Annotated in this window: 22 protein-coding genes and 1 pseudogene; all 23 read left to right on the top strand. The window is 65.5% G+C overall.

Going from position 1 to position 22,789, the window contains the following annotated elements; all coding sequences use genetic code 11:
- Window positions 1-16: 16 nt before the first annotated feature.
- Window positions 17-200, top strand: a pseudogene (locus ACM42_RS38235) (hypothetical protein); the annotation flags it as partial.
- Between the two features lie 45 nt (window positions 201-245).
- The gene (locus tag ACM42_RS38230; protein ID WP_271533626.1) at window positions 246-1,565 is read left to right on the top strand and encodes a DUF3422 domain-containing protein; all 1,320 of its coding nucleotides are present in this window, start codon (window positions 246-248) and stop codon (window positions 1,563-1,565) included.
- A 67-nt stretch (window positions 1,566-1,632) separates the two neighbouring features.
- Window positions 1,633-2,649, top strand: coding sequence for a HupU protein (locus ACM42_RS38225; protein ID WP_271533624.1), 1,017 nt, complete (start codon window positions 1,633-1,635; stop codon window positions 2,647-2,649).
- The gene (locus ACM42_RS38220; protein WP_271533622.1) at window positions 2,646-4,085 is read left to right on the top strand and encodes a nickel-dependent hydrogenase large subunit; all 1,440 of its coding nucleotides are present in this window, start codon (window positions 2,646-2,648) and stop codon (window positions 4,083-4,085) included. Before ACM42_RS38225 ends, ACM42_RS38220 begins: the two co-directional genes overlap by 4 nt.
- A gap of 198 nt (window positions 4,086-4,283) precedes the next feature.
- Complete coding sequence (locus ACM42_RS38215) at window positions 4,284-5,375, top strand: hydrogenase small subunit (RefSeq protein WP_271533620.1); 1,092 nt, start codon at window positions 4,284-4,286, stop codon at window positions 5,373-5,375.
- Between the two features lie 29 nt (window positions 5,376-5,404).
- Complete coding sequence (locus ACM42_RS38210) at window positions 5,405-7,195, top strand: nickel-dependent hydrogenase large subunit (RefSeq protein ID WP_271533618.1); 1,791 nt, start codon at window positions 5,405-5,407, stop codon at window positions 7,193-7,195.
- 9 nt (window positions 7,196-7,204) lie between these two features.
- Window positions 7,205-7,948: a Ni/Fe-hydrogenase, b-type cytochrome subunit gene (cybH, locus tag ACM42_RS38205; protein ID WP_271533616.1), complete on the top strand. Its 744-nt coding sequence runs from the start codon at window positions 7,205-7,207 to the stop codon at window positions 7,946-7,948.
- Between the two features lie 19 nt (window positions 7,949-7,967).
- Entirely contained in the window at window positions 7,968-8,546 is a 579-nt protein-coding gene (locus ACM42_RS38200) for a HyaD/HybD family hydrogenase maturation endopeptidase (protein ID WP_271533614.1), read from the top strand.
- A gap of 25 nt (window positions 8,547-8,571) precedes the next feature.
- A complete protein-coding gene (locus tag ACM42_RS38195) occupies window positions 8,572-8,868 on the top strand; it encodes a HypC/HybG/HupF family hydrogenase formation chaperone (protein ID WP_194392654.1) in 297 nt (98 codons plus the stop codon).
- A gap of 276 nt (window positions 8,869-9,144) precedes the next feature.
- The gene (locus ACM42_RS38190; RefSeq protein ID WP_271533611.1) at window positions 9,145-9,591 is read left to right on the top strand and encodes a hydrogenase accessory protein; all 447 of its coding nucleotides are present in this window, start codon (window positions 9,145-9,147) and stop codon (window positions 9,589-9,591) included.
- Window positions 9,588-10,451: a hydrogenase expression/formation protein gene (locus ACM42_RS38185; protein ID WP_271533609.1), complete on the top strand. Its 864-nt coding sequence runs from the start codon at window positions 9,588-9,590 to the stop codon at window positions 10,449-10,451. The genes ACM42_RS38190 and ACM42_RS38185 overlap by 4 nt, the downstream gene beginning before the upstream one ends.
- Window positions 10,448-10,657 carry a rubredoxin gene (locus ACM42_RS38180; RefSeq protein WP_271533607.1) on the top strand — a complete coding sequence of 70 codons (210 nt, stop codon included), beginning with the start codon at window positions 10,448-10,450 and terminating at the stop codon, window positions 10,655-10,657. Before ACM42_RS38185 ends, ACM42_RS38180 begins: the two co-directional genes overlap by 4 nt.
- The gene (gene hybE / locus ACM42_RS38175; protein WP_271533606.1) at window positions 10,654-11,181 is read left to right on the top strand and encodes a [NiFe]-hydrogenase assembly chaperone HybE; all 528 of its coding nucleotides are present in this window, start codon (window positions 10,654-10,656) and stop codon (window positions 11,179-11,181) included. Before ACM42_RS38180 ends, hybE begins: the two co-directional genes overlap by 4 nt.
- The gene (locus tag ACM42_RS38170) at window positions 11,178-12,272 is read left to right on the top strand and encodes a nickel-dependent hydrogenase large subunit (protein WP_271533605.1); all 1,095 of its coding nucleotides are present in this window, start codon (window positions 11,178-11,180) and stop codon (window positions 12,270-12,272) included. Before hybE ends, ACM42_RS38170 begins: the two co-directional genes overlap by 4 nt.
- On the top strand, window positions 12,265-12,606 hold the full coding sequence (gene hypA / locus ACM42_RS38165) for a hydrogenase maturation nickel metallochaperone HypA (RefSeq protein ID WP_271533604.1): 342 nt from the start codon (window positions 12,265-12,267) through the stop codon (window positions 12,604-12,606). Before ACM42_RS38170 ends, hypA begins: the two co-directional genes overlap by 8 nt.
- Window positions 12,606-13,529: a hydrogenase nickel incorporation protein HypB gene (gene hypB, locus ACM42_RS38160; RefSeq protein WP_271533603.1), complete on the top strand. Its 924-nt coding sequence runs from the start codon at window positions 12,606-12,608 to the stop codon at window positions 13,527-13,529. The genes hypA and hypB overlap by 1 nt, the downstream gene beginning before the upstream one ends.
- Window positions 13,530-13,531: 2 nt before the next feature.
- Window positions 13,532-15,784: a carbamoyltransferase HypF gene (gene hypF / locus ACM42_RS38155; protein ID WP_271533602.1), complete on the top strand. Its 2,253-nt coding sequence runs from the start codon at window positions 13,532-13,534 to the stop codon at window positions 15,782-15,784.
- Window positions 15,784-16,020, top strand: coding sequence for a HypC/HybG/HupF family hydrogenase formation chaperone (locus ACM42_RS38150; protein WP_271533601.1), 237 nt, complete (start codon window positions 15,784-15,786; stop codon window positions 16,018-16,020). The genes hypF and ACM42_RS38150 overlap by 1 nt, the downstream gene beginning before the upstream one ends.
- On the top strand, window positions 16,017-17,159 hold the full coding sequence (gene hypD, locus ACM42_RS38145; protein WP_271533600.1) for a hydrogenase formation protein HypD: 1,143 nt from the start codon (window positions 16,017-16,019) through the stop codon (window positions 17,157-17,159). Before ACM42_RS38150 ends, hypD begins: the two co-directional genes overlap by 4 nt.
- Window positions 17,156-18,196, top strand: a complete 1,041-nt coding sequence (gene hypE / locus ACM42_RS38140) for a hydrogenase expression/formation protein HypE (RefSeq protein WP_271533599.1) — start codon at window positions 17,156-17,158, stop codon at window positions 18,194-18,196. Before hypD ends, hypE begins: the two co-directional genes overlap by 4 nt.
- Window positions 18,197-18,204: 8 nt before the next feature.
- Window positions 18,205-19,905 (top strand): hydrogenase maturation protein, encoded by a 1,701-nt coding sequence (locus ACM42_RS38135; RefSeq protein ID WP_271533598.1) that lies wholly within the window; start codon window positions 18,205-18,207, stop codon window positions 19,903-19,905.
- On the top strand, window positions 19,902-21,359 hold the full coding sequence (locus ACM42_RS38130; protein ID WP_271533597.1) for a sigma-54-dependent transcriptional regulator: 1,458 nt from the start codon (window positions 19,902-19,904) through the stop codon (window positions 21,357-21,359). Before ACM42_RS38135 ends, ACM42_RS38130 begins: the two co-directional genes overlap by 4 nt.
- The gene (locus tag ACM42_RS38125) at window positions 21,334-22,701 is read left to right on the top strand and encodes a sensor histidine kinase (RefSeq protein WP_271533596.1); all 1,368 of its coding nucleotides are present in this window, start codon (window positions 21,334-21,336) and stop codon (window positions 22,699-22,701) included. The genes ACM42_RS38130 and ACM42_RS38125 overlap by 26 nt, the downstream gene beginning before the upstream one ends.
- Window positions 22,702-22,789: the final 88 nt, after the last annotated feature.

Below are 22,789 nucleotides of genomic sequence, written 5' to 3'. Positions count from 1 at the left end.
CTGCCGACGCAGACCACCCGGCAACTACATTCCGAATGCCCGCCGATGGTGGCCTCGGCCGGCATGCGCTCGGCGAGAAGACCGGCTGGTCCGGATCCTTGCGTTGGCGCTATCTGGCCTCGAGCCCGCTGACCGAAGACAATGCGTTCCGTTCATCCGCGACCAGAGCCTTCAACGGGTGCGTCGGCTACCGCGCCGACTTCCAGGAGAAATAAGCCGTGCAGCGAAAAGCAGATAGTTCGTCGATGAGCTCTGGTCTGGACCTCGCCTGCTTTCAGTTGCATCCGCAGCGGGGCACGGTGTTGGGTGAAGTCCATGCGCGCCCGTTCACCCGGCTAACCGGACCGCTCGCCGTGCTGCGATTTGCATTTCTCAGCCAGGGCGATACAGCTACCGCTGATCGGCAGAGCTTTGCCTCCTTTTGCGCCGCACATGGACTGACAACGCCGGATGCATCTGCAAAACACCATCACGTGACGGTCGGCGCCGTCACTTTGCGCTGGGAGCAACATTCCGAGTTCACGACCTTCACCTGGATCAGAAATCATGCGGGCGCCTCGCGTCCGTTTGGTGATGTGGATGACGAGCTTGCTGCGCTGATCGGGTCGCTTCCTCAGGCCGGACAATTGCTGGTCGCACTCAAACTCGAGGTCGAGGAGACATCTGCCGCGGTTGAACGCGCCGAACAGCTGTTCGAGAAAGGCAGCCTGGCCATGGTCAACGTTCGAAGCGGCCAGGCTGTGGTTGCTTCCGACTTCCGCGTGGACGAGCAGGGCTTCGTGCGCATCCTGGTCTGCAACAACGGTCTGTCTTCAGGCCGTCTGGGCGCCCTGGTGCAGCGCGTGCTTGAGATCGAGACCTATCGCACGCTGGCGCTGCTCGGTTTGCCGGCTGCGCTTGCGCTCGCACCATCTGCGGATCACATCGGGCGACGGCTGGTCGAGGTGCTCGAGGAGATGCAGGGCGCAGCAGACTTCAAGCTCAACAATCATCTGTTGACCGAGCTGACTGCGCTCGCCGCCTCGCTCGAGCGCGGCGCCGCCGGCAGTCTCTTCAGATTTGGGGCCAGCCGGGCCTATTACGATATCGTGCAGGCTCGGCTCGGGGTGGTCGAAGGCGGTGAGATCGCGGGCTATCCGACCTGGTCGTCATTTCTCGCCCGCCGGATGGCGCCGGCGATGCGGACCTGCGCCGCTCTGGAGGAGCGCCAGGCCAATTTGTCGATCAAGCTTGCGCGCGCCGCCGACCTCCTGCGCACCCGCGTCGACGTCGAACTGGAGGAGCAGAATCGCGACCTCTTGCGCGCGATGAACGAGCGTACCAAGCTGCAGCTGCGCCTGCAAAGTACGGTCGAGGGGCTGTCGGTGGCGGCGATCGGCTATTACGTTGTCAGCCTGTTCGGCTATCTTGCCAAGGGCGCGCATGACGGCGGCGTGCATATCGAGCCGTCGCTCGCGACTGCGCTCTTCGTGCCGGTCGCCATCGGCGTCACCTGGATTGTCACGCACCGGATTCGCAGGCGGCACTTGAAGCATGACGGTGGGACGTCGGCCAGGCAAGATTGAGTTACTTCAAGCCAAGGCCGTGCTCGTGTGCTACGAGGGGCCGATGCTTGGAGGCTGAGGAGGAGCCATGAGCGGATCGGACGGAATGACCAACGTGCTCTGGCTGCAGGGTGCCAGTTGCGGCGGCTGCACGATGTCGATCCTTGAAAGCGGTGCGTCCGGCTGGTTCGACGAGCTCAGGCAGTTCGGCATCAACTTGCTATGGCATCCGTCGGTCAGCGAAGAGACCGGCGAGGAGGCGGTCGAGGTTCTGCAGTCCGTGCTCGACGGCAAGGTGCGGCTCGACCTGCTCCTGCTGGAAGGATCAGTGGCGCGGGGGCCGAACGACACCGGCCGCTTCAACATGCTCGCGGGCACCAACCGTTCGGTCTATCGCTGGATGCTCGATCTTGCGCCGCGCGCCGACTATGTGATCGCGGTCGGAAGCTGTGCGGCCTATGGCGGCGTGCCGGCCGCCGGATCGAACCCGACCGATGCGGTCGGCCTGCAATTCGAAGGGTCCGACAGCGGCGGTGCGCTGGGCGCGGGCTTCCGCTCGCGGCTCGGTCTTCCCGTCATCAACGTCGCGGGTTGCGCGCCGCATCCGGGCTGGATGATGGAAACCATCCTGGCACTGACCACCAAGGATCTCGCCGCCACCGACCTCGATTCCTACGGGCGGCCTAAATTCGTCGCCAATCACCTTGCCCATCACGGCTGCTCGCGCAACGAGTTCTACGAGTTTAAGGCCAGCGCCGAGACCATGTCGGAGCGTGGCTGCCTGATGGAGCATCTCGGCTGCAAGGCGACCCAGGCGGTGGGCGACTGCAACCAGCGCTCCTGGAACGGCGGCGGATCCTGCACCAAGGGCGGCTATGCCTGCATCGCCTGCACCTCGCCGGGCTTCGAAGGGGCGCAGAACTTTCTGGAGACCGCCAAGCTCGCGGGCATTCCGGTCGGGCTTCCGACCGACATGCCGAAGGCGTGGTTCGTCGCGCTCGCCGCGTTGTCGAAGTCAGCGACGCCGCGCCGCGTGCGGCTGAACGCGACCGCCGACCATGTGGTCGTGCCGCCGGGGCGCGCGACGACGAAGGGCAAGCCATGACGCGGATCACGATCGGCCCGTTCAACCGCGTCGAGGGCGATCTCGAAGTCCGCCTCGATGTCGAGAGCGGCCGCGTCGTGCGCGCCGAGGTGACGGCGCCGCTCTACCGAGGTTTCGAGCAGATCCTGGAGGGTCGGCCGCCGCTCGATGCGCTGGCGCTTGCACCGCGGATCTGCGGCATCTGCTCGGTCTCGCAATCGGTCGCGGCTGCGGCCGCCCTGCGCGACGCCATGTCGATCGAGGCGGCGCCCAACGGGCTGCTCGCCACCAACATCGCCCATGCCGCGGAGAACGCGGCCGACCATCTGACCCATTTCTACATCTTCTTCATGCCGGACTTTGCCCGCGAGGCCTATGCCGCCCATGGCTGGCATGAGGAGGCGCGCGAGCGCTTTGCCGCCACCCGCGGCAGCGCGGCGCGCGATGCCTTGCCGGCGCGGGCGCGGCTGCTCGAGACTATGGGCATCATTGCCGGAAAATGGCCGCACAGCCTGGCGTTCCAGCCCGGCGGCACTACGCGCGCCATCGATCTCGGCGAGCGGATCCGGCTCTTGTCGATTACGACGGCGTTCCGAGCCTTCCTGGAGCGCATCGTCTTCGCGGATTCGCTGGAGAACGTGCTGGCGATCGCAACCGCCGACGAACTGGACGGCTGGCGCGACGGCCGTGGCGGCGACTTCGCGCATTTCCTGCGGCTGGCGGACAGTCTGGCATTGACCGGGCTCGGCCGGGGGGCGGGGCTGATGATGAGCTACGGCGCCTATCATGGCGTCGACGGCGAGTTGTTTCCGCGCGGCCTGTTCGGCCCGCGCGCAATCGTCGAACCCCTGCCGCTGACGCAAATCACCGAGGACGTCTCGCATGCCTGGATGCGGAATTCCTCCGCGGATCCGGCCCATAGCAGCACAGTCCCGGATCCCGACAAGCCGGCGGCCTACAGCTGGTGCAAGGCGCCACGGCTGTCGGGCCAGCCGATCGAGGTCGGCGCGATCGCGCGGCAGACGGTGGCGGGCCAGGCGCTGATCACGGATCTGGTCGCGCGGGACGGCACCAACGTGCGCAGCCGCGTGATCGCGCGGCTGATCGAGACCGCGCGCATCGCGCTTGCCATGGAGCAGTGGACGCGCGCGCTGCGGCTGTCGGAGCCGTTCTGCCACAATTCGCGCGAACTCCCCGACGGAAGCTGTGTCGGGTTGGTCGAGGCCGCCCGCGGCAGTCTCGGGCACTGGATGGCGGTGCGCGACGGCAAGATCGAGCGCTACCAGATCATCGCGCCGACCACCTGGAATTTCTCGCCGCGCGATTCCTTCGACGTCGGCGGCCCGCTGGAGCAGGCGCTGGTCGGCACCGATGTCGGCGACGCCGGGCCGCGTGCGGTGGCGATCCAGCACGTCGTGCGCTCGTTCGATCCCTGCATGGTGTGCACCGCGCATTGACCGGAAACTTCGTTGCCGGCTGCAAATCGAATTGTTTCCGCTTCTCGTGCTGGCAGCGTCCTCGCGTACCGTTCTTGAAGGTGGTTCAAATCCGCAACATTCTGGAATCTCTCCAGTTTTGAATCGCTCCAGGCTGTTGGCCTGCTTCTTGCTGTGCTTTGCGTCATCGAAAAGTCAAAGCCGAAGGCGGGAGGATTCATGGGCGCGGCGACGGAAACGTTTTACAGCGTGATCAGGCGGCAAGGCATCACGCGTCGGAGCTTTCATAAATTCTGCAGCCTGACGGCGACGAGCCTCGGCCTCGGACCGCTGGCGGCGAGCCGCATCGCGAACGCGCTCGAGACCAAGCCGCGCCTGCCTGTGATCTGGATGCACGGCCTCGAATGCACCTGCTGTTCGGAGAGCTTCATCCGCTCCGCGCATCCGTTGGTCAAGGATGCGGTGCTGTCGATGATCTCGCTCGACTACGACGACACCATCATGGCTGCCGCTGGCCACCAGGCCGAGGCGATCCTCGATGAGACCCGCGCCAAGCACAAAGGCCAGTATATCCTCGCGGTAGAAGGCAATCCGCCGCTGAACGAAGGCGGCATGTTCTGCATCGACGGCGGCAAGCCGTTCGTCGAGAAGCTGAAGATGATGGCCGACGACGCGATGGCGATCATCGCCTGGGGCGCCTGCGCCTCCTGGGGCTGCGTGCAGGCGGCAAAGCCCAATCCGACGCAGGCAACTCCGATCGACAAGGTGATCACCAACAAGCCCATCATCAAGGTGCCGGGATGCCCCCCGATCGCCGAGGTGATGACCGGCGTCGTCACCTTCATCACCACCTTCGGCAAGCTGCCCGAGCTCGATCGCCAGGGCCGGCCGAAGATGTTCTACTCGCAACGCATTCATGACAAGTGCTACCGGCGCCCGCATTTCGACGCGGGGCAGTTCGTCGAGGAGTGGGACGACGAGTCCGCGCGCAAGGGCTATTGCCTCTACAAGATGGGCTGCAAGGGGCCGACCACCTACAACGCCTGCTCGACCGTACGCTGGAACGGCGGCGTGTCCTTCCCGATCCAGTCGGGTCACGGCTGCATCGGCTGCTCGGAGGACGGCTTCTGGGACAAGGGCTCGTTCTACGATCGTCTCACCAACATCAAGCAGTTCGGCATCGAGAAGAACGCCGATCAGATCGGCATGGTGGCGGCCGGCGCCGTCGGCGCCGCGGTGGCTGCGCATGCGGCTGTGACCGCCGTCAAGCGGCTGGCGACCAAGCGCGAAGACGCCGACCACAATAGCTGATCGAAAAGACACGGCAGGGCAGGACAATCATGGGTATCCAGACTCCCAACGGCTTCAATCTCGACAATTCCGGCAAGCGCATCGTCGTGGACCCGGTGACCCGTATCGAAGGTCACATGCGGGTCGAGGTCAACGTCGACGCCGACAACGTCATCCGCAACGCGGTCTCTACTGGCACGATGTGGCGCGGCATCGAGGTGATCCTGAAGAACCGCGATCCGCGCGACGCCTGGGCGTTCACCGAACGGATCTGCGGCGTCTGCACCGGCACGCACGCGCTGACCTCGGTGCGCGCGGTCGAGAACGCGCTCGGGATCACCATCCCGGAGAACGCCAATTCGATCCGCAACCTGATGCAGCTTGCCCTTCAGGTGCACGACCACGTCGTCCATTTCTATCACCTTCACGCGCTGGACTGGGTCGACGTCGTTTCCGCGCTCTCGGCCGATCCGCGGGCGACCTCGACGCTGGCGCAGTCGATCTCGAGCTGGCCGCTGTCGTCGCCCGGCTACTTCAAGGATCTGCAGACCCGGCTGAAGAAGTTCGTCGAGTCCGGACAGCTCGGTCCGTTCAAGAATGGCTATTGGGGCAGCAAGGCCTACAGGCTGCCGCCCGAAGCCAATCTGATGGCGGTGGCGCATTATCTGGAGGCGCTCGATTTCCAGAAGGAGATCGTCAAGGTTCACACCATCTTCGGCGGCAAGAACCCGCATCCCAACTGGCTGGTCGGCGGCGTGCCCTGTCCGATCAACGTCGACGGCACCGGCGCTGTCGGCGCCATCAACATGGAACGGCTGAACCTGATCTCCTCGATCATCGACCGTCTGATCGAGTTCAACGAAATGGTCTATCTGCCCGACGTGGCGGCGATCGGCTCATTCTACAAGGATTGGCTCTATGGCGGCGGCCTCTCCGGCAAAAGCGTGCTCGCCTATGGCGACGTGCCCGAACACGCCAACGACTATTCCGCCAAGAGTCTGAAGCTGCCGCGCGGGGCCATCATCAACGGCAATCTCTCGGAAGTATTTCCGGTCGATCTCGCCAATCCCGACGAGATCCAGGAGTTCGTGGTGCACTCCTGGTACAAATATCCCGACGAGACCAAGGGACTTCATCCCTGGGACGGTGTCACCGAGCCGAATTACGTGCTGGGACCCAACGCGAAGGGCACCAAGACGGCGATCGAGCAGCTCGACGAAGGCGGCAAGTACTCCTGGATCAAGGCGCCGCGCTGGCGCGGTCACGCCATGGAGGTCGGCCCGCTGGCGCGCTGGGTCGTCGGCTACGCGCAGAACAAGGCGGAGTTCAAGGATCCCGTCGACAAGTTCCTTCGGGATTTGGACCTGCCGATGTCGGCGCTGTTCTCGACGCTCGGCCGCACGGCGGCGCGTGCGCTCGAATCCGTCTGGGCCGGACGCCAGATGCGCTACTTCCAGGACAAGCTCGTCGCCAACATCAAGGCCGGCGACAGCTCGACCGCCAATGTCGACAAGTGGAAGCCGGAGAGCTGGCCGAAGGAGGCCAAGGGAGTCGGCTTCACCGAGGCGCCGCGCGGCGCGCTCGCGCACTGGGTCAAGATCAAGGACACCAAGATCGACAACTACCAGTGCGTGGTGCCCACGACCTGGAACGGCTCGCCGCGCGACCCCAAGGGAAACATCGGCGCCTTCGAAGCGTCGCTGATGAACACGCCGATGGTCAATCCCGAACAGCCGCTGGAGATCCTGCGCACCATCCATTCCTTCGATCCGTGCCTGGCCTGTTCGACGCATGTCATGAGCCCGGACGGCCAGGAGCTCGCCAAGGTCAAGGTCAGGTAGGAGAGGATCATGATGGATGCAGTTGCTCCCGCCTCGGACGCCAGGCCCGACCTCGCGGCGATCGCAGCCGATGCTTCCGGAGAACGAGCGGTGGGTCGTCCCACCGTCTATGTCTATGAGGCTCCGGTGCGGATCTGTCACTGGGTGAACGCGTTCTCGATCATCGTGCTCATGGTGACCGGCTATCTGATCGGAACGCCATTGCCGACGGTCGCGGGCGAGGCGTCCGATAATTTCGTGATGGGCTACATCCGCTTCGCCCATTTCGCTGCGGGACAGGTGCTCGCGGTATTCTTCCTCACGCGCATCCTGTGGGCTTTCGTCGGCAACCACCATTCCCGGCAGATCTTCTACATCCCGGTTCACCGCAAGCAGTTCTGGAAGGAAGTGCTGCACGAAATCCGCTGGTACGCGTTCCTGGAGCGCGAGCCGAAGATGTATGTCGGCCACAATCCGCTGGCGCAGACCGCGATGTTCACCGGCTTCACGCTGTTCGTGGCCTTCATGATCGTCACCGGCTTTGCACTATATTCGGAAGGGCAGGGCATCGACAGCTGGCAGCACAAGCTGTTCGGCTGGGTGTTTGCAATCTGGCCGAACAGCCAGGACGTTCATACCTGGCATCACCTCGGCATGTGGGCGCTGGTCGTGTTCGTGATGGTACACATCTACGCCGCGATCCGCGAGGACATCATGTCGCGCCAGAGCATCATCTCCTCGATGATCTCGGGCGAACGGCAATTCCGGGATTGAGAGACGGGAACGCCAAGTGATGCCGACATTCTCGCAAGACGATCGCATCCTGGTGCTCGGCATCGGCAATATCCTGTGGGCCGACGAAGGCTTTGGCGTGCGCGCGGTGGAGGAGTTTCACCGCCGCTACGCCGTGCCGGACAATGTCACCATCCTCGATGGCGGCACGCAGGGGCTCTATCTCGTCAACTATCTGGAAGAGGCGGACCGCCTGATCGTGTTCGACGCGATCGACTATGGCCTCGAGCCCGGGCAGTTGAAGCTTGTGCGTGACGACGAGGTGCCGCGTTTCACCGGCGCCAAGAAGATGAGCCTGCACCAGACCGGCTTCCAGGAAGTGATCAGCGCGGCCGACCTGCTCGGCCGGTGCCCGAAACATCTGGTGCTGATCGGCTGCCAGCCGCTCGATCTCGAGGACTGGGGCGGGCCGCTGACGCCGCCGGTGCGCGACCAGATCGCGCCGGCGATCAATCTCGCTTGCGCCATCCTGGCCGAATGGGGCGTCACGGTGAGCCAACGCGCCGAGCCATTGGCGGATACCGAGCGGCTGCTCGCCAATGACATCGATCATCTCCACTACGAGACGCGGCCGGCCTGATCGGCCACTGCCGGAGATTTTGTCCATGTGCCTCGGCCTGCCCATGACGATTGTCGAGACCGACGGAGTGTCGGCGCTGTGCGCCTATCGCGGCGAGCAGCGCCGGGTCTCTGTGCTGCTGCTCTCGAATCCGCCGGTCGGCGCCAAGGTGCTGGTCTATATCGACACCGCGATCCGGCTGCTGGACGAGGACGAGGCGCGCCTCATCGCGAATGCGATCGAAGGACTCAGCGCGGCGCTCGACGGCGAGGATTGCGACCGCTTCTTCGCCGACCTCATCGACCGCGAGCCGCAACTACCGGAGCACCTCCGGTCCAGCTAGCAGCGCCGCCGCATCTCCCGATGAATGCATTGACGACACAAGTGACCGGCCGGCCCCGGCGGCCGCTGTGCGCCTGGAAGGTCGATTTCTATCTGCAAAGCTGGCTATCACCAGGGATGAAAAGTATCTTTTCATAGAAGCTTGGCTGACAGTCGATGCCAGAAAATAGATGATATAGATCAATTGGATAAATCCGGACAGGTGATAACCGATCCTGGCACGTGCCTTGCTAACCTCTAGTTCGAGCAAAAACACAAGCTTGTCAGGGGAGGTTCGATGGAATTCCAGGTGGGAAAGCATGATCCGGCGCGGAGTGGCCTGCCCGAGGTCGATGCTGCGACGGTCGATCATTTCCTTGGCGGAGCGGACGAGGCCGGTGCGGTCGCGGTGCTGCTGTCGGCGGGCGATCCCAACCGCTTTCCGGAGGCAATCGATGTCGCCGTGGTGCTGCCCGAACTTATCGTAGCGTTCGGCAATCGGCTGCGCGGTGCGATCATCGCGCGCAGCGACGAGAGCGCGCTCGGCCAGCGTTTCGGCGTGCGCGTGCAGCCGACGCTGATCTTCGTCGCCAAGGGCGAGACGCTCGGACTGATCGCCAAGATCCAGGACTGGTCGGTCTATGTCGACCGCATTGCCAAGCTGATCGACCGGCCGCGCGGGCAAGGCGCCGCAGTCGCCGTCACCATCGTTCCCCAGCATCGCGCACAAGAGGTCGGGCTATGAAGGCCGGCTTCTGGGATGCGCCCGAAGGTGCTGAGCAGCCGGTCAACGTGTTTCCGATCGGCGAGGAGAGTCTCAATGCAGCGAAGGGCAGCCTGACGGCGGCCGGCGCGCTGGCAAAACTTGCAACGCTCGACAGTGCGGAGCTTGCAAAGAGCTGCCCGAACGCGGTCGCGCTGCTTTCGAGGATCGCGGATGCCATCGCGGATCAAAAGGCGGAGGCGCCGACAAGCCTGTTCCGGCTCGCCAATCTCAACGATCTCGAGAGCAAGCTGGTGGCCGACGTGCTCGGCGAGGGCGAGGTCGCCGGCGTCGTCGCGCTGCCGGGCGGATCGCTGGCGCAGATCCAGGAATCGGTGCTGGCGGGAATTTGGCGTGTGCGGCTCGAGACCGACGCCGCTTCCGAATATCTCGAGATCGGGGCGATTCCGGAGATCGTCAGGCGCGCGGCGGCCGATCTGACATCCGCCGATTTCGAGATCGGGCAGGTGCCGGAGGGCGCGATGAACGTGCTGCCGGTGCTCGCCGAGATCCGCGAGCGGGCACAGGCCTGGCGGCCCGGCCTTCGCTCGCAGATCATCAATTTCACGCTGCTGCCGATGAGCCCGGTCGACATGAGCTTCCTGCAGGACACGATCCGGAACGGACCGATTCAGCTCGTGTCGCGCGGCTACGGCACCTGCCGGGTGCTCTCCACCGGCATCCGCCATGTCTGGTCGGTGCAGTTCTTCAACGCCATGGACACCATCATTCTCGATACGCTCGAAGTCGGCGGCGTGCCGACGGTTGCGCTGGCAGCGGACGAGGATTTCGAGGATTCCGCCGAGCGGCTGCAGGAAATCATCGAGGCCTACTTCAAATGAGCGCCTTCGAGAATTTTGGCGTGCGCCAGGACGTCACTGAGGCCACGCGGCTGGAATGCGGCATCTGCTGGACCGTCTACGATCCGGCGGATGGCGATGAGGTAGCGCAGATCGCGCCGGGCACGCCGTTCGCGGCGCTGCCGGAGGAGTGGCGCTGCCCGAACTGCGACGCGCCAAAATCCAAGTTCATGGCGATCGAAACATGACCGGCAGCGCGCCAGCGAGTACATCAGGTCCTGCCGGCGGCGCCGACGCGGCGGCATGGGGCGAGCTTCTGGCCGCAAGCTATCGGGAGATCGGCGAGCGCGCGATGCGCGATCTGCCCATCTACAACGATGCGCTCGGCGTCGATGCGGTCGGTTTCTGCCCCTACGACGGCACGATCGTCGGCATCATGGTCACGCCGTGGTTCATGAACGTGGTGATGGCGGCGGGCGCGGTGGCGCCGGCCACCTCGGGCGCGACCCTGCGAATGCGTTTTCCCGCGGGCGATATCGAATTCACCCTCAGCGAGGTCGCCCCGATCGGCCGGATCGCGAGCTGCTCGCTGTTCTCGCCGATGTTCCAGTTTGCCGACATGGACGCCGCGCGAGCGACGGCCGAAGCCGCGCTTGCCGAATTGATGCTGCCGGCGGACAGCGATGAGGCGGTTCGCCGCCGCGAGCCCGCGACAAGCCCGATCGATCGGCGTAACTTCCTGCGGGGTGCCTTGACGGAGCGGCGCGGATGAGCCTCTCGTTCCGCAACGAGATCGATATCACGGTGCTGTTGTCCGGCGCCATGATCGCCGACGTCGCGATCAAGCCGCGCAGCCGGCCGCCGCTGACGCGGCTGTTTGCGGGAAAGCCCGCCGCTTCGCTGCTTCCCGTGCTGCCGCGTCTGTTCTCGCTGTGCTCGGTCGCCCATCACGTGGCGTTCCAGTCGGCGGTGGAAGCCGCACAAGGGCGGCAGGCGTCTCCCGCAACAGTGCGGCGCCGCGTCACCGCAGTCGTCGTCGAGCGGCTGACCGAACTGCTGCGCGGCCTCTTCGTCGGACGGCTCGCGCTCGACGGCACAAACGCGCCGGCGGTGCGCGCCGCAATGCAGGCAGGCGCGCTGCTCGGCCGCGCGGATGAGGCCGTCCCACCGGCCTTGCATCGCGACGCGGTGGTGCAGATCAAGGCCGCGCTCGGCGCGATGGGGATCGCCGGCGAAGAAGACGAGACGCTCGCGCCGGGCAGCGCGCTCGCCGCCTCCGTCGCGGGATGCAATGGCAGGCTGGTGTCACAGCCGGAGGCCGAACCGTCCTTCCTGACGGTGGCGGACGATCCAGACATCGTCACGCGTCTGCTGGCGGACGGTGCGGCTTATGCCGATGCGCCGGACCTCCGCGGCCGGATTCCGGAAACCGGCGTCTGGGCGCGCAGGGCGCGCCGTGAAGCGGTCTCGCCGGCGGAAGCTGGGCCCGCCGCGCGTCTGAAGGCGCGGGTTGCCGAGGTCAAGCGGCTCTGCGCTTGGCTCGATCGTGGCGATGCGGATCTCGATGAGGGCGTCGTTGCGAGCTACCGGCTCGGCGCGGGCAAGGGGGCGGCCGCTGTCGAATGCGCACGCGGGCGCCTCCATCATGCCGTCGTGCTGGACGACGAGGATCGCATCGTCAAGTTCGAGTTCCTGGCACCGACCGAGTGGAATTTTCACGCCCGCGGACCGCTGGTCAGGAGCCTCAAGGGCGCGACGCTCGCGGCCGGCCGGCAGGGACAGGACGCGGTTCGCGCGCTGGTAGGCTCCTTCGATCCCTGCGTCGGCTTCAGCCTGGATTTTCGTGAGGCCGCCCATGCATGAGATGGCGCTGTGCGAAGGCATCGTCGGTATCGTCGAGGAGGAAGCGCGCAAGCGCGCCTTCACCAAGGTGAACGTCGTCTGTCTGGAGATCGGTGCGCTGAGCCATGTCGCGCCGGAGGCGCTGAAATTCTGCTTCGAGGCCGTCGCCAGGCGGACCATCGCGCAAGGCGCGCGGCTCGAGATCGTCGAGACGCCCGGCACGGCCTGGTGCATGGCCTGTTCCAAAACCGTCGAGATCGGGCAGCGTTACGAGCCGTGCCCGTCCTGCGGCGGCTACCAATTGCAGGTGACGGGCGGCGAAGAGATGCGCGTAAGGGAATTGGAGGTCGACTGATGTGTACGGTCTGCGGCTGCGGCGACGGCAAGGCATCGATCGAACATGCGCATGATCATCATCATGATCACGGTGATGGCCATGAGCACGGCGGGCACCACCATCATCATCACCACGGTCATGGCCACGGCCATGTTCACCACCATCACCACGGTGGTGACCACGACCCAGCCCCCGATGAGGCCGGGCTGCTCGACTGCGGCGCCAATCCCGCGGGCCAGAAGATCGCCGGTATGAGCAGCGACCGCATCATCCAGGTCGAGCGCGACATCCTCGGCAAGAACGACCGGCTTGCGGCCGACAACCGCGCCCGCTTCGCGGCCGACGGCGTGCTCGCCTTCAACCTGGTCTCAAGCCCCGGCGCCGGCAAGACCTCGCTGCTGGTCCGCGCCGTGTCCGAGCTGAAGGCAAGCTTTGCGATCGGCGTGATCGAAGGCGACCAGCAGACCTCCAACGATGCCGAGCGCATTCGCGCCACCGGCGTGCCGGCGATCCAGGTCAATACCGGCAAGGGCTGTCACCTCGATGCCGCCATGGTCGGCGAGGCCTATGACCGGCTGCCCTGGCTGAACGGCGGCCTGCTCTTCATCGAGAATGTCGGCAATCTGGTTTGCCCGGCGGCGTTCGATCTCGGCGAGGCCTGCAAGATCGTGGTGTTCTCGACCACCGAGGGCGAGGACAAGCCGCTGAAATACCCTGACATGTTCGCAGCCTCGTCGCTGATGCTGATCAACAAGATCGATCTCGCGCCCGTGCTCGATTTCGATCTGGCGAAGACCATCGAATATGCGCGCCGAGTCAACCCGAAGATCGAGGTGCTGACGGTGTCGGCACGCACCGGCGAGGGGTTTCCAACGTTCTATGCCTGGATCCGCAAGCGGATGGCGGCGACGACGCCTGCCGCGATGACGGCGGCGGAGTGACGATGGGCGGCGAGGCCACAGCACGGGACGGACGGCGGCTGCGCCTGCATGTGCGCGGCGCGGTGCAGGGCGTCGGCTTTCGCCCCTATGTCTACGGTCTCGCCACGCGCTACCGCCTCGGCGGCTTCGTCGCCAACGATTCCCATGGCGTCGTCATCGAGGTCGAGGGCGAGCGCGCGTCCGATTTCGTCGCGGCGTTGCCGCTGGAAAAACCGCCGCTCGCCCGCATCGACGAGATCTCGGTGCAGCCGGTCGGGGCGGTGGCGAGCGAGGGGTTTTATATCCGCGGGAGCGAACAGGGCAGGGTGTCGACACGCATCGTCGCCGATGCCGCGACCTGCGAGGAATGCCTGCGCGAGCTGTTCGATCCAGCCAGCCGGTTCTATCGCTACCCCTTCATCAACTGCACCCATTGCGGTCCGCGCTATACCATTGCCGAGCGGCTTCCCTATGATCGAGCGGCAACGGCCATGAAACGCTTTGCCATGTGCGCGGCCTGCGCCGCCGAATATGCCGATCCGGCTAGCCGCCGTTTCCATGCCGAGGCGATTGCTTGCCCGCAATGCGGCCCGCGGCTCGGCCACGGCATTGCGGATATCGCGGCTGCGATCGCCGCGGGCCAGATCGTGGCGATCAAGGGGCTCGGCGGCTATCAACTGCTCTGCGATGCCCGCGACGATGAAGCCGTCGCGCGGCTGCGGCAACGCAAGCATCGTGACCAGAAGCCGTTCGCGGTGATGGTCGCCTCGCGCGACGACGTCGGCGGGATCGCCGACGCCAGTGCTGCAGAGCTTGCCTTGCTCGAAACGACGGCGCGGCCGATCGTGCTAATGACGTCGCACAGGCGCCTCGCGGGCGCGATCGCGCCAAAACTGTCACGGATTGGCGTCATGCTGCCCGTCGCGCCGATCCACCACCTGATCTTCGAGGTACTGAACACGGCGCATCAGCGGCCCGGCGAGAGTTGGGCGATCGTCGCCACCAGCGCCAATCCCGGCGGCGAGCCGCTTCTGATCGACAATCACGAGGCGGAGCTGCGGCTTTCCGGCATCGCCGACCTCGTCGTCACGCATGATCGCGACATCGTCACGCGCGCCGACGATTCCGTGGCCATGGTCGTTGCCGGCCGGACGCAGTTCATCCGTCGGGCCCGCGGCTGGGTGCCCGAGCCGGTTCGGCTGGCGCGACCGGTGCAGCCGATCCTTGCGGTCGGCGGCGCGTTGAAGTCGACCGTGACGGTGATGCGTGGCAACGAGGCCTTCGTCTCGCAGCATATCGGCGACCTCGACACCGCCGAAGGCGTCCGCTTTTTCGAGGAAACCGTCAGCCATCTGCTCTCGACCCTTGATGTCGATCCGGTCGTCGTCGCCCATGATCTGCACCCGAACATGGCCTCGACCCGCTTTGCCGAAGCGAACGGGCGGCGGCTGATCGCAGTCCAGCACCATCATGCCCATGCCGCCTCTGTGATGGCGGAGCATGGCATCGCGGGGCCTGCGTTGGCGCTGGTGCTCGATGGCTTCGGCCAGGGCAGCGACGGCGGCAATTGGGGCGGCGAACTCCTGCTGTACGAGGGGGCGACGTTCCGGCGGCTCGGCCATCTGGCGCCGATGAAGGTCCCGGGTGGAGATCGTGCCGCCCGCGAACCGTGGCGCATGGCCGCAAGCGCAATGCATGGCCTGGCCCGCGGCAACGCGATCGCGGCCCGGTTTGCCGCGCAGCCGCAGGCTGCGCGTCTCCATGCCTTGCTCGACCAGCCGGGTGTGCCGGTGACGACCAGCGCCGGCCGGCTGTTCGACGCGGTGGCGGGGCTGCTGGGTCTTTGCCAGGTGCAGAGCTATGAGGGCGAAGCCGCGATGAAGCTGGAGGCGCGGGTTCGCGCGCCGCATTCCATGAAAGACGGCTGGTCAATCGAGGATGGGGTGCTGTCCCTGTTTCCGTTGCTTGCGCGCCTTGCGGCCGAGGACATCGATCCGGTCGAGGGGGCCGGGCTGTTCCATGGCACGCTCGCCGCCGCCTGCGTCGACTGGATCGGCCGAGCGGCGCGCGAGACCGGCGTCACGGCCGTCGCCCTGAGCGGCGGCTGCTTTCTCAACGCGATCCTGAGTTCCGAGATCGAGCGCGGCTGTATCGCCGCCGGTCTCTTGCCGCTGCTGCCGCGGCAAATGCCGCCCAATGACGGCGGTCTCAGCCTGGGCCAGGCCTGGATCGCCGCGCTCCGGCTCGAACAATACGGCCTGGAAGGAACAGCCTGATGTGTCTCGCGATACCTGCTGAGGTCACGAAGCTCCTGCCCGACGCAATGGCGATCGTCTCGATCGACGGCGTCAGCAAGGAGATATCGGTCGCTTTGATCGAGGATCTCGCCGTCGGCGACTATGTGATCATCCATGTCGGCTATGCCCTGACCAAGATCGATCCGGAGGAGGCGAGGCGGACGCTTGAGCTGCTGCGCGAGCTCAGCGCCGAGGGGCAGGGAGCCGCGTCATGAAATATGCCGATGAGTTTCGCGACAAGGAGATCGCGCTCGGGCTCGCGAAAGCGATCCGTGCGGAAGCCGATCCGCAGAAGCCCTATCGCTTCATGGAATTCTGCGGCGGCCATACCCACGCGATCTCGCGTTACGGCCTCGAGGACATGCTGCCGAAGAACGTGCGGATGATCCACGGACCCGGCTGTCCCGTGTGCGTGCTGCCGGCCGGACGCATCGACATGGCGATCCGGCTCGCCGAGCGGCCGGACATCATCCTGTGCGTCTATGGCGACCTGATGCGCGTTCCCGGCTCGCAGGGCGCGTCGCTGTTGAAGGCGAAGGCGCGCGGCGCCGACATCCGCATGGTCTATTCCACCATCGACGTTATCCGGATCGCCGAGGACAATCCCGGGCGTGAGGTGGTGTTCTTCGCCATCGGCTTCGAGACCACGACGCCGCCGACTGCAGTCATGATCCGGCTGGCGGAGAAGAAGAAGCTCGAAAACTTCTCCGTGTTCTGCAACCACGTGCTGACGCCGCCGGCGATGCAGAACATCCTGGAGAGTCCCGACATCCGCAACATCGGCCGGATCGAGATCGACGGTTTCGTCGGGCCGGCCCATGTCTCGACGATCATCGGCACGGCCCCTTACGAGTTCTTTGCCGAGGAGTTCGGCAAGCCCGTGGTGATCGCGGGCTTCGAGCCGCTCGACATGATGCAGGCGATCCTGATGCTGGTGCGGCAGGTCAACGAGGACAGGCACGAGGTCGAGAACCAGTACAGCCGCGCGGTGAACCGCGACGGCAATCTGCGCGCCAAGGAGGAGGTCTCCGACATCTTCGAGCTGCGCGATCAGTTCGAATGGCGGGGGCTCGGACAGGTCCCCTATAGCGGGCTGAAGCTGAAGCGCGCTTACGCCATATACGACGCCGAGGTGCGCTTCGACATGCACGAGCTGCGCGTCGACGACAACCCCGCGTGCGAATGCGGCGCCATCCTGCGCGGCGTGAAGAAGCCGGTCGACTGCAAGCTGTTCGGCACCGTCTGCACGCCGGAGACGCCCATGGGCTCCTGCATGGTCTCCTCCGAGGGCGCCTGTGCCGCACACTGGACTTATGGCCGCTTCCGCGACCACCAGCAAAGGCGCGCATCATGAAGGCCCACCAGCGCAAGCTCGACATCAGGAACGGCTGCGTCGACCTGTCCCACGGCTCGGGCGGCCGGGCCATGGCGCAATTGATCTCGGGTCTGTTCCACGAGGCCTTCGGTAATGAATGGCTGGCACGCGGCAACGACCAGTCGGCATTCGACGTCGGTGCCGGACGCATGGTGATGACGACCGACGGCTATGTGGTCTCGCCGCTGTTCTTCCCCGGCGGCAATATCGGCTCGCTTGCGGTGCACGGCACCGTCAACGATATCGCCATGGCCGGTGCACGCCCGCTCTACCTCTCCGCGAGCTTTATCATCGAGGAAGGCTTCCGCTTCGCCGACCTCAAGATGATCGCTGAATCGATGGGCGAGGCGGCGCGCACGGCCGGCGTTCACATCATCACCGGCGACACCAAGGTGGTCGAGCGCGGCAAGGCCGACGGCCTGTTCATATCGACCACCGGCGTCGGGGTCGTGCCCCCCGGGCTCGATCTCTCGGCGGAGAATGCCCGCGTCGGCGATCGCGTCCTGATCTCGGGCACGCTCGGCGATCACGGCGTGGCGATCATGTCGAAGCGGCAGAATCTCGCCTTTGAGACCGAGATCGTCTCGGATTCGGCGGCGCTGAACGACCTCGTCGCGAAGATGGTCGAAGCCGGCGGCCGTGGCATCCGCCTGATGCGCGATCCCACCCGCGGCGGCCTTGCCGCCACGCTGAACGAGATCGCCCAGCAGTCCGACCTCGGCTTCCATCTTCGCGAGGAGGCGATCCCGGTCAAGCCGGGCGTGGCGGCAGCGTGCGAGCTGCTCGGCCTCGATCCGCTCCATGTCGCAAATGAGGGCAAGCTGGTCGCGATCGTCGCTCCCGAGCTTGCCGGTGCGGTGTTGGCCGCGATGCGGGCGCATCCGCTTGGCCGCGACGCCGCCGACATCGGCGAGGCCGTGGCCGACGATCATCATTTCGTGCAGATGGCCACGAGCTTCGGCGGCGGGAGGATCGTCGACTGGCTGTCGGGTGAGCAATTGCCGAGAATCTGTTAGGGCCCATCATGCGCATTCTGCTTCTGTCGCATTCCTTCAACAGCCTGACGCAGCGGCTCCATGTCGAGCTCAGGGAGCGAGGCCACGATGTCGCGGTCGAGCTCGACATCCATGCCGAGGTCACGCGCGAGAGCGTGGCGCTGCATCGGCCGGACCTTGTGATCGCACCGTTCCTGAAGCGGGCGATTCCCGACGACGTCTGGCGCGGCGTGCGTTGTCTGGTCGTTCATCCCGGTCCGCCCGGCGACCGCGGTCCGGCGGCGCTCGACTGGGCGATTCTGGATGGTGCAAGCGAGGGGGGCGTCACGGTCTTGCAGGCGGACGGCGAGTTCGACGCTGGTCCGGTCTGGGCGTTCCGCAGCTTCCCGATGCGGCGCGCAGCCAAGTCCAGCATCTACCGCAACGAGGTGACGTACTGCGCGGTTGCGGCGGTGCTCGAAGCGGTCGCGGCGATCGAATCCGGACGGCCTGCCCCGCAGCCGATGGATGCGGACGACCCGCGCATTCGCGTGCGCGGACCTTGTCGCCAGCCGGACCGGGCGATCGACTGGCAGCACGACACCACCGCGACCGTGCTGCGCAAGATCGACAGCGCCGACGGCATGCCGGGCCTGGTCGACAGCCTGTTCTTCCAGGAGGTCAGGCTGTTCGATGCGCATGAGGCTCACGGCATCTCCGGCGTGCCCGGCACGGTCGTCGCGCAATGCGACGGCGCGCTGGCGCGCGCCACGGTCGATGGTGCGGTCTGGATCGGGCATGTCAGGAAGCTCGCGCCGAAGAGCCTGAAGCTGCCGGCCGCGACAGTCTTCGCCGCCGAGGCGGCGCAGCTGCCGCGCCGGCCCGGCTGCGGCTACGCCCCGATCCGGTATCGCGAGCATGGCGAGGTCGGCGAGCTCGCGTTCTCCTTCTACAACGGCGCCATGGCGACCGGCGACTGCGAGGCCCTGCTCGAGGCCTATCGCGCGGCGCTGGCGCGCCCGACCAGGGTGCTGCTCCTGACCGGTGGCCCGGATTATTGGTCGAACGGCATTCATCTTGCAGAAATTGAGGCGGCCGACAGCCCCGCGGATGAGTCCTGGCGCAACATCAATGCGATCGACGATCTTGCCCGTGCGATCATCGAGACCACCGACCGCCTGGTCGTCTCGGTCATTCGCGGCAATGCGGGTGCAGGCGGCGTCTTCCTCAGTCTCGCCGCCGACGAGGTCTGGGCGAGCGACCAGATCGTCCTCAATCCGCATTACAAGGACATGGGCAATCTTTACGGCTCGGAATACTGGACCTATCTGCTGCCGCGCCGTGCGGGCGCCGCGAACGCGACCCGGATCACGCAATGCCGGCTCCCGATGGGCGTGGCGGAGGCCCGCCGCCTCGGCATCGTCGATCGCGTGCTGTCGGGCGAGGCGCTAGCTGATGCTAGCCTCGTGAAGTTCGGCTCTACTATGGCGTCGGATGCCGGCTTTGCCTCGCGCCTCGCCGCCAAGCGGCAGCGGCGCGCCGCCGACGAGGCCGAGAAGCCGCTGCAATGCTACCGCGACGAGGAGCTGCGGCGGATGAAGCTGAATTTCTACGGCTTCGATCCGAGCTACCACGTCGCGCGCTACAATTTCATCCACAAGGTGCCGAAGTCGCGCACGCCGCTGACCATCGCTGGTCACCGGTCCCGGCGTGCGCCAGATCGGCCTGTCGGCATGGCGGTGCCATCGTGAGCATTCAGGGAACCATTCTCGTCATCGACGACGAGGTCCGTTCGCAGGAAGCGCTGCGGCGCGTGCTCAGGGAGGATTTCGAGGTGCTCTGCGTCGGCAATGCGACCGATGCGGAGAAGCTGCTGGAGGGCGAGATCGTCCACGCGATCCTGTGCGACCAACGGATGCCGCACGAATCCGGCGTGAGCTTCCTGAAGCGCGTCCGCGAGCTCTGGCCGGATCCGGTGCGGATGATCATCTCCGGCTATTCGGACTCCGAGGACATCATCGCGGGACTGAACGAGGCCGGCATCTATCAATACATCACCAAGCCCTGGCAGCCGGACCAATTGGTCGAAACCGTCAAGGAGGCGGTTCAGCTCTATCGGCTGCAGAAGGAGACCGAGACCGCCGGCGTCGACGTCAAGGCGACCTCGGGGCACATCAAGAAGGTCGTCTCGGTCAAGCGCGGAGTGGCCAAGCAACTCTACGATTTCGACCGCATCGTGCATTCGACGGAAAGCCCGATGCACGCCGTGATCGAGCTCGGCAGGCGAGCCGCCGACTACGATATCTCGGTTCTGATCACCGGGGAATCCGGCACCGGCAAGGAGCTTCTGGCGCGCGCGATCCATTACGGCTCGGCGCGGGCCAACAAGGCGTTCGTGGTCGAGAATTGCGGCGCGCTGCCGGACGAGCTCTTGGAAAGCGAGCTGTTCGGTTGCAAGAAGGGCGCCTTCACCGGCGCCTATCAGGACCGCATCGGCCTGTTCGAGGTCGCCGATGGCGGCACGATCTTCCTCGACGAGATCGGCGAGACCTCGCCGGCGTTCCAGGTCAAGCTGCTGCGTGTGCTGCAGGAGAGCGAGATCCGGCCGCTCGGCGCGCAGCGCGTGCGCAAGGTCGACGTTCGCGTGGTGGCGGCGACCAATCGCGACCTGGAGGCGGAGGTCGAGGCCGGTCGCTTCAGGCGCGACCTTTACTACCGCCTCGCCGCATTCCCGGTGCACATGCCGGCGCTGCGCGAGCGCCCGATGGACATCCCGCTGATTGCGGAGGGTGTGCTGTCGGCGGTCAAGAGTTCCTTCAACCGGCCGAATCTGCGCTTTGCGCGTTCGGCCCTGGATGAATTCGGCAAATATCACTGGCCGGGCAACGTACGCGAGCTCCAGAACGAGATCCAGCGCATGGTCGTGCTCGCCGACCGGGATGAGCTGCGCGCGCCGCCGCTGCTCGGCCGCCGCAACGGGAAGCGATTCGCGCCGCCGCCGACCCACGGCAAGCTGAACGGATCGGCCTCGCTGAAAGACAAGGTGGAGGATCTCGAGAAGTCGGTTATCATGAACTGCCTGGAGAGGAACGACGGAAACATCAGCCGCGTCGCCAGCGAGCTGGGTCTCTCGCGGGTAGGGCTCAGGAACAAGCTGACCAGGTATGATCTGAGAAAAAATGCCAAAGGCGACGCATTCTCCTGAAGCGAGTGAGGCGGATTCGCTGCTCAAGCTGGTCACCAGCGGCGGTGCGATCGAGTTCGACCGCGAGCGCGAAGGCGCCTGGATCGAAGTCATCCGCAAGATGGACGAGGTCTATTCCGACCTGTTGCGCTACGAGGTCGACCTCGAGCACAAGAACGCGGAGCTCGAGGAGGCGCAGGCCTTCGTCACCAACGTCATCGAATCCGTCTCGGACATCCTGATCGTCTGCGATGCCAAGGGGATGGTGCAGCAGGTCAATTCCGCGTTCCAGCATGCGCTCGGCCGCAGCGTCGGGGACGTGGTCGGCAGGAGCATCGCCGACGTCATCGATAGCGCCGACGGCGCCAAGCTGCTGCCGCTACTGAAGCCGCGCGGCACGCCAGACGTCGTCGACGGTGAATTGAGGTTCGCGACCGACGGCGGCAGCACCGATCTGTTCGCGATCAACAGCTCGCCGCGCCACGATCATCGTGGCCGCTTTATCGGCGTGGTGCTGACGGGGCGGCCGATCGGCGAGCTGCGCCGCGCCTATGAGGCGCTGCACAAGGCCCATCACGAATTGCAGCGTGCCCAGCGGCAACTGGTCGAGCAGGAGAAGATGGCGAGCCTCGGCCGTCTCGTCGCCGGCGTCGCGCACGAGCTGAACAATCCGATCAGCTTCGTCTACGGCAACATTCACACCTTGATCCGCTACCGCGCGGCCATCGTCGCCTATCTCGACGCGATCCACGGCAAGGGACGGGCGAGCGACCTCGCCGCACTGAAGAAGAGCCTGCGCATCGACGAGGTCATGGAGGATTTCGGCCCGCTGATCGAGGGCACCATGGAAGGGGCGGTCCGGATCAGCGAGATCGTGAAGAATCTGCGCCGACTCTCCTTCAGCAAGCTCGGCGAGGTCGAGCGTGTCGATATCGAGCGTTTGATCAACACCGCGGTGATGTGGGCCGTCCGCACCAAGCAGGTGCGCATCGACCTGCAGATGGAGCTCGAGCCGGAACTCTGGATCTCCGGCAACGAGGGACAGTTGCACCAGGTCATCGTCAATCTCGTCGAGAACGCGATCGACGCGATGCGCGGCACCGAATTGCCGCGGCTGGTCGTCTCGGCGGCGCGCAAGGGCAACGAGATCCTGTTCCGGATTTCGGACAACGGTCCGGGAATCGACAAGGATCACATCAGCCGCATCTTCGAGCCGTTCTTCACGACCAAGCGAGTCGGCGAGGGGACGGGGCTCGGCCTCTGGATCAGCTACGGCATTGTGCGCGAGCACGGCGGCGAGCTTCTCGCCGCGAATGATCCGGACGGCGGCGCGACGTTTTCTTTTGCTTTGCCGGCAGCGTAAACCGGCGCCGCCTCTTCGACACCGGTGTCTATTGCGGGTCGATTCCGGCCGTCTTGACGGTCCGTCCCCACTTGCCCCCCTTGCTTCC

The organism is Bradyrhizobium sp. CCBAU 25338, from assembly GCF_028128965.1.
In the GTDB taxonomy this organism is placed as follows: Bacteria; Pseudomonadota; Alphaproteobacteria; order Rhizobiales; family Xanthobacteraceae; genus Bradyrhizobium; species Bradyrhizobium liaoningense.
This window is presented reverse-complemented; position numbering and strand designations above follow the sequence as displayed.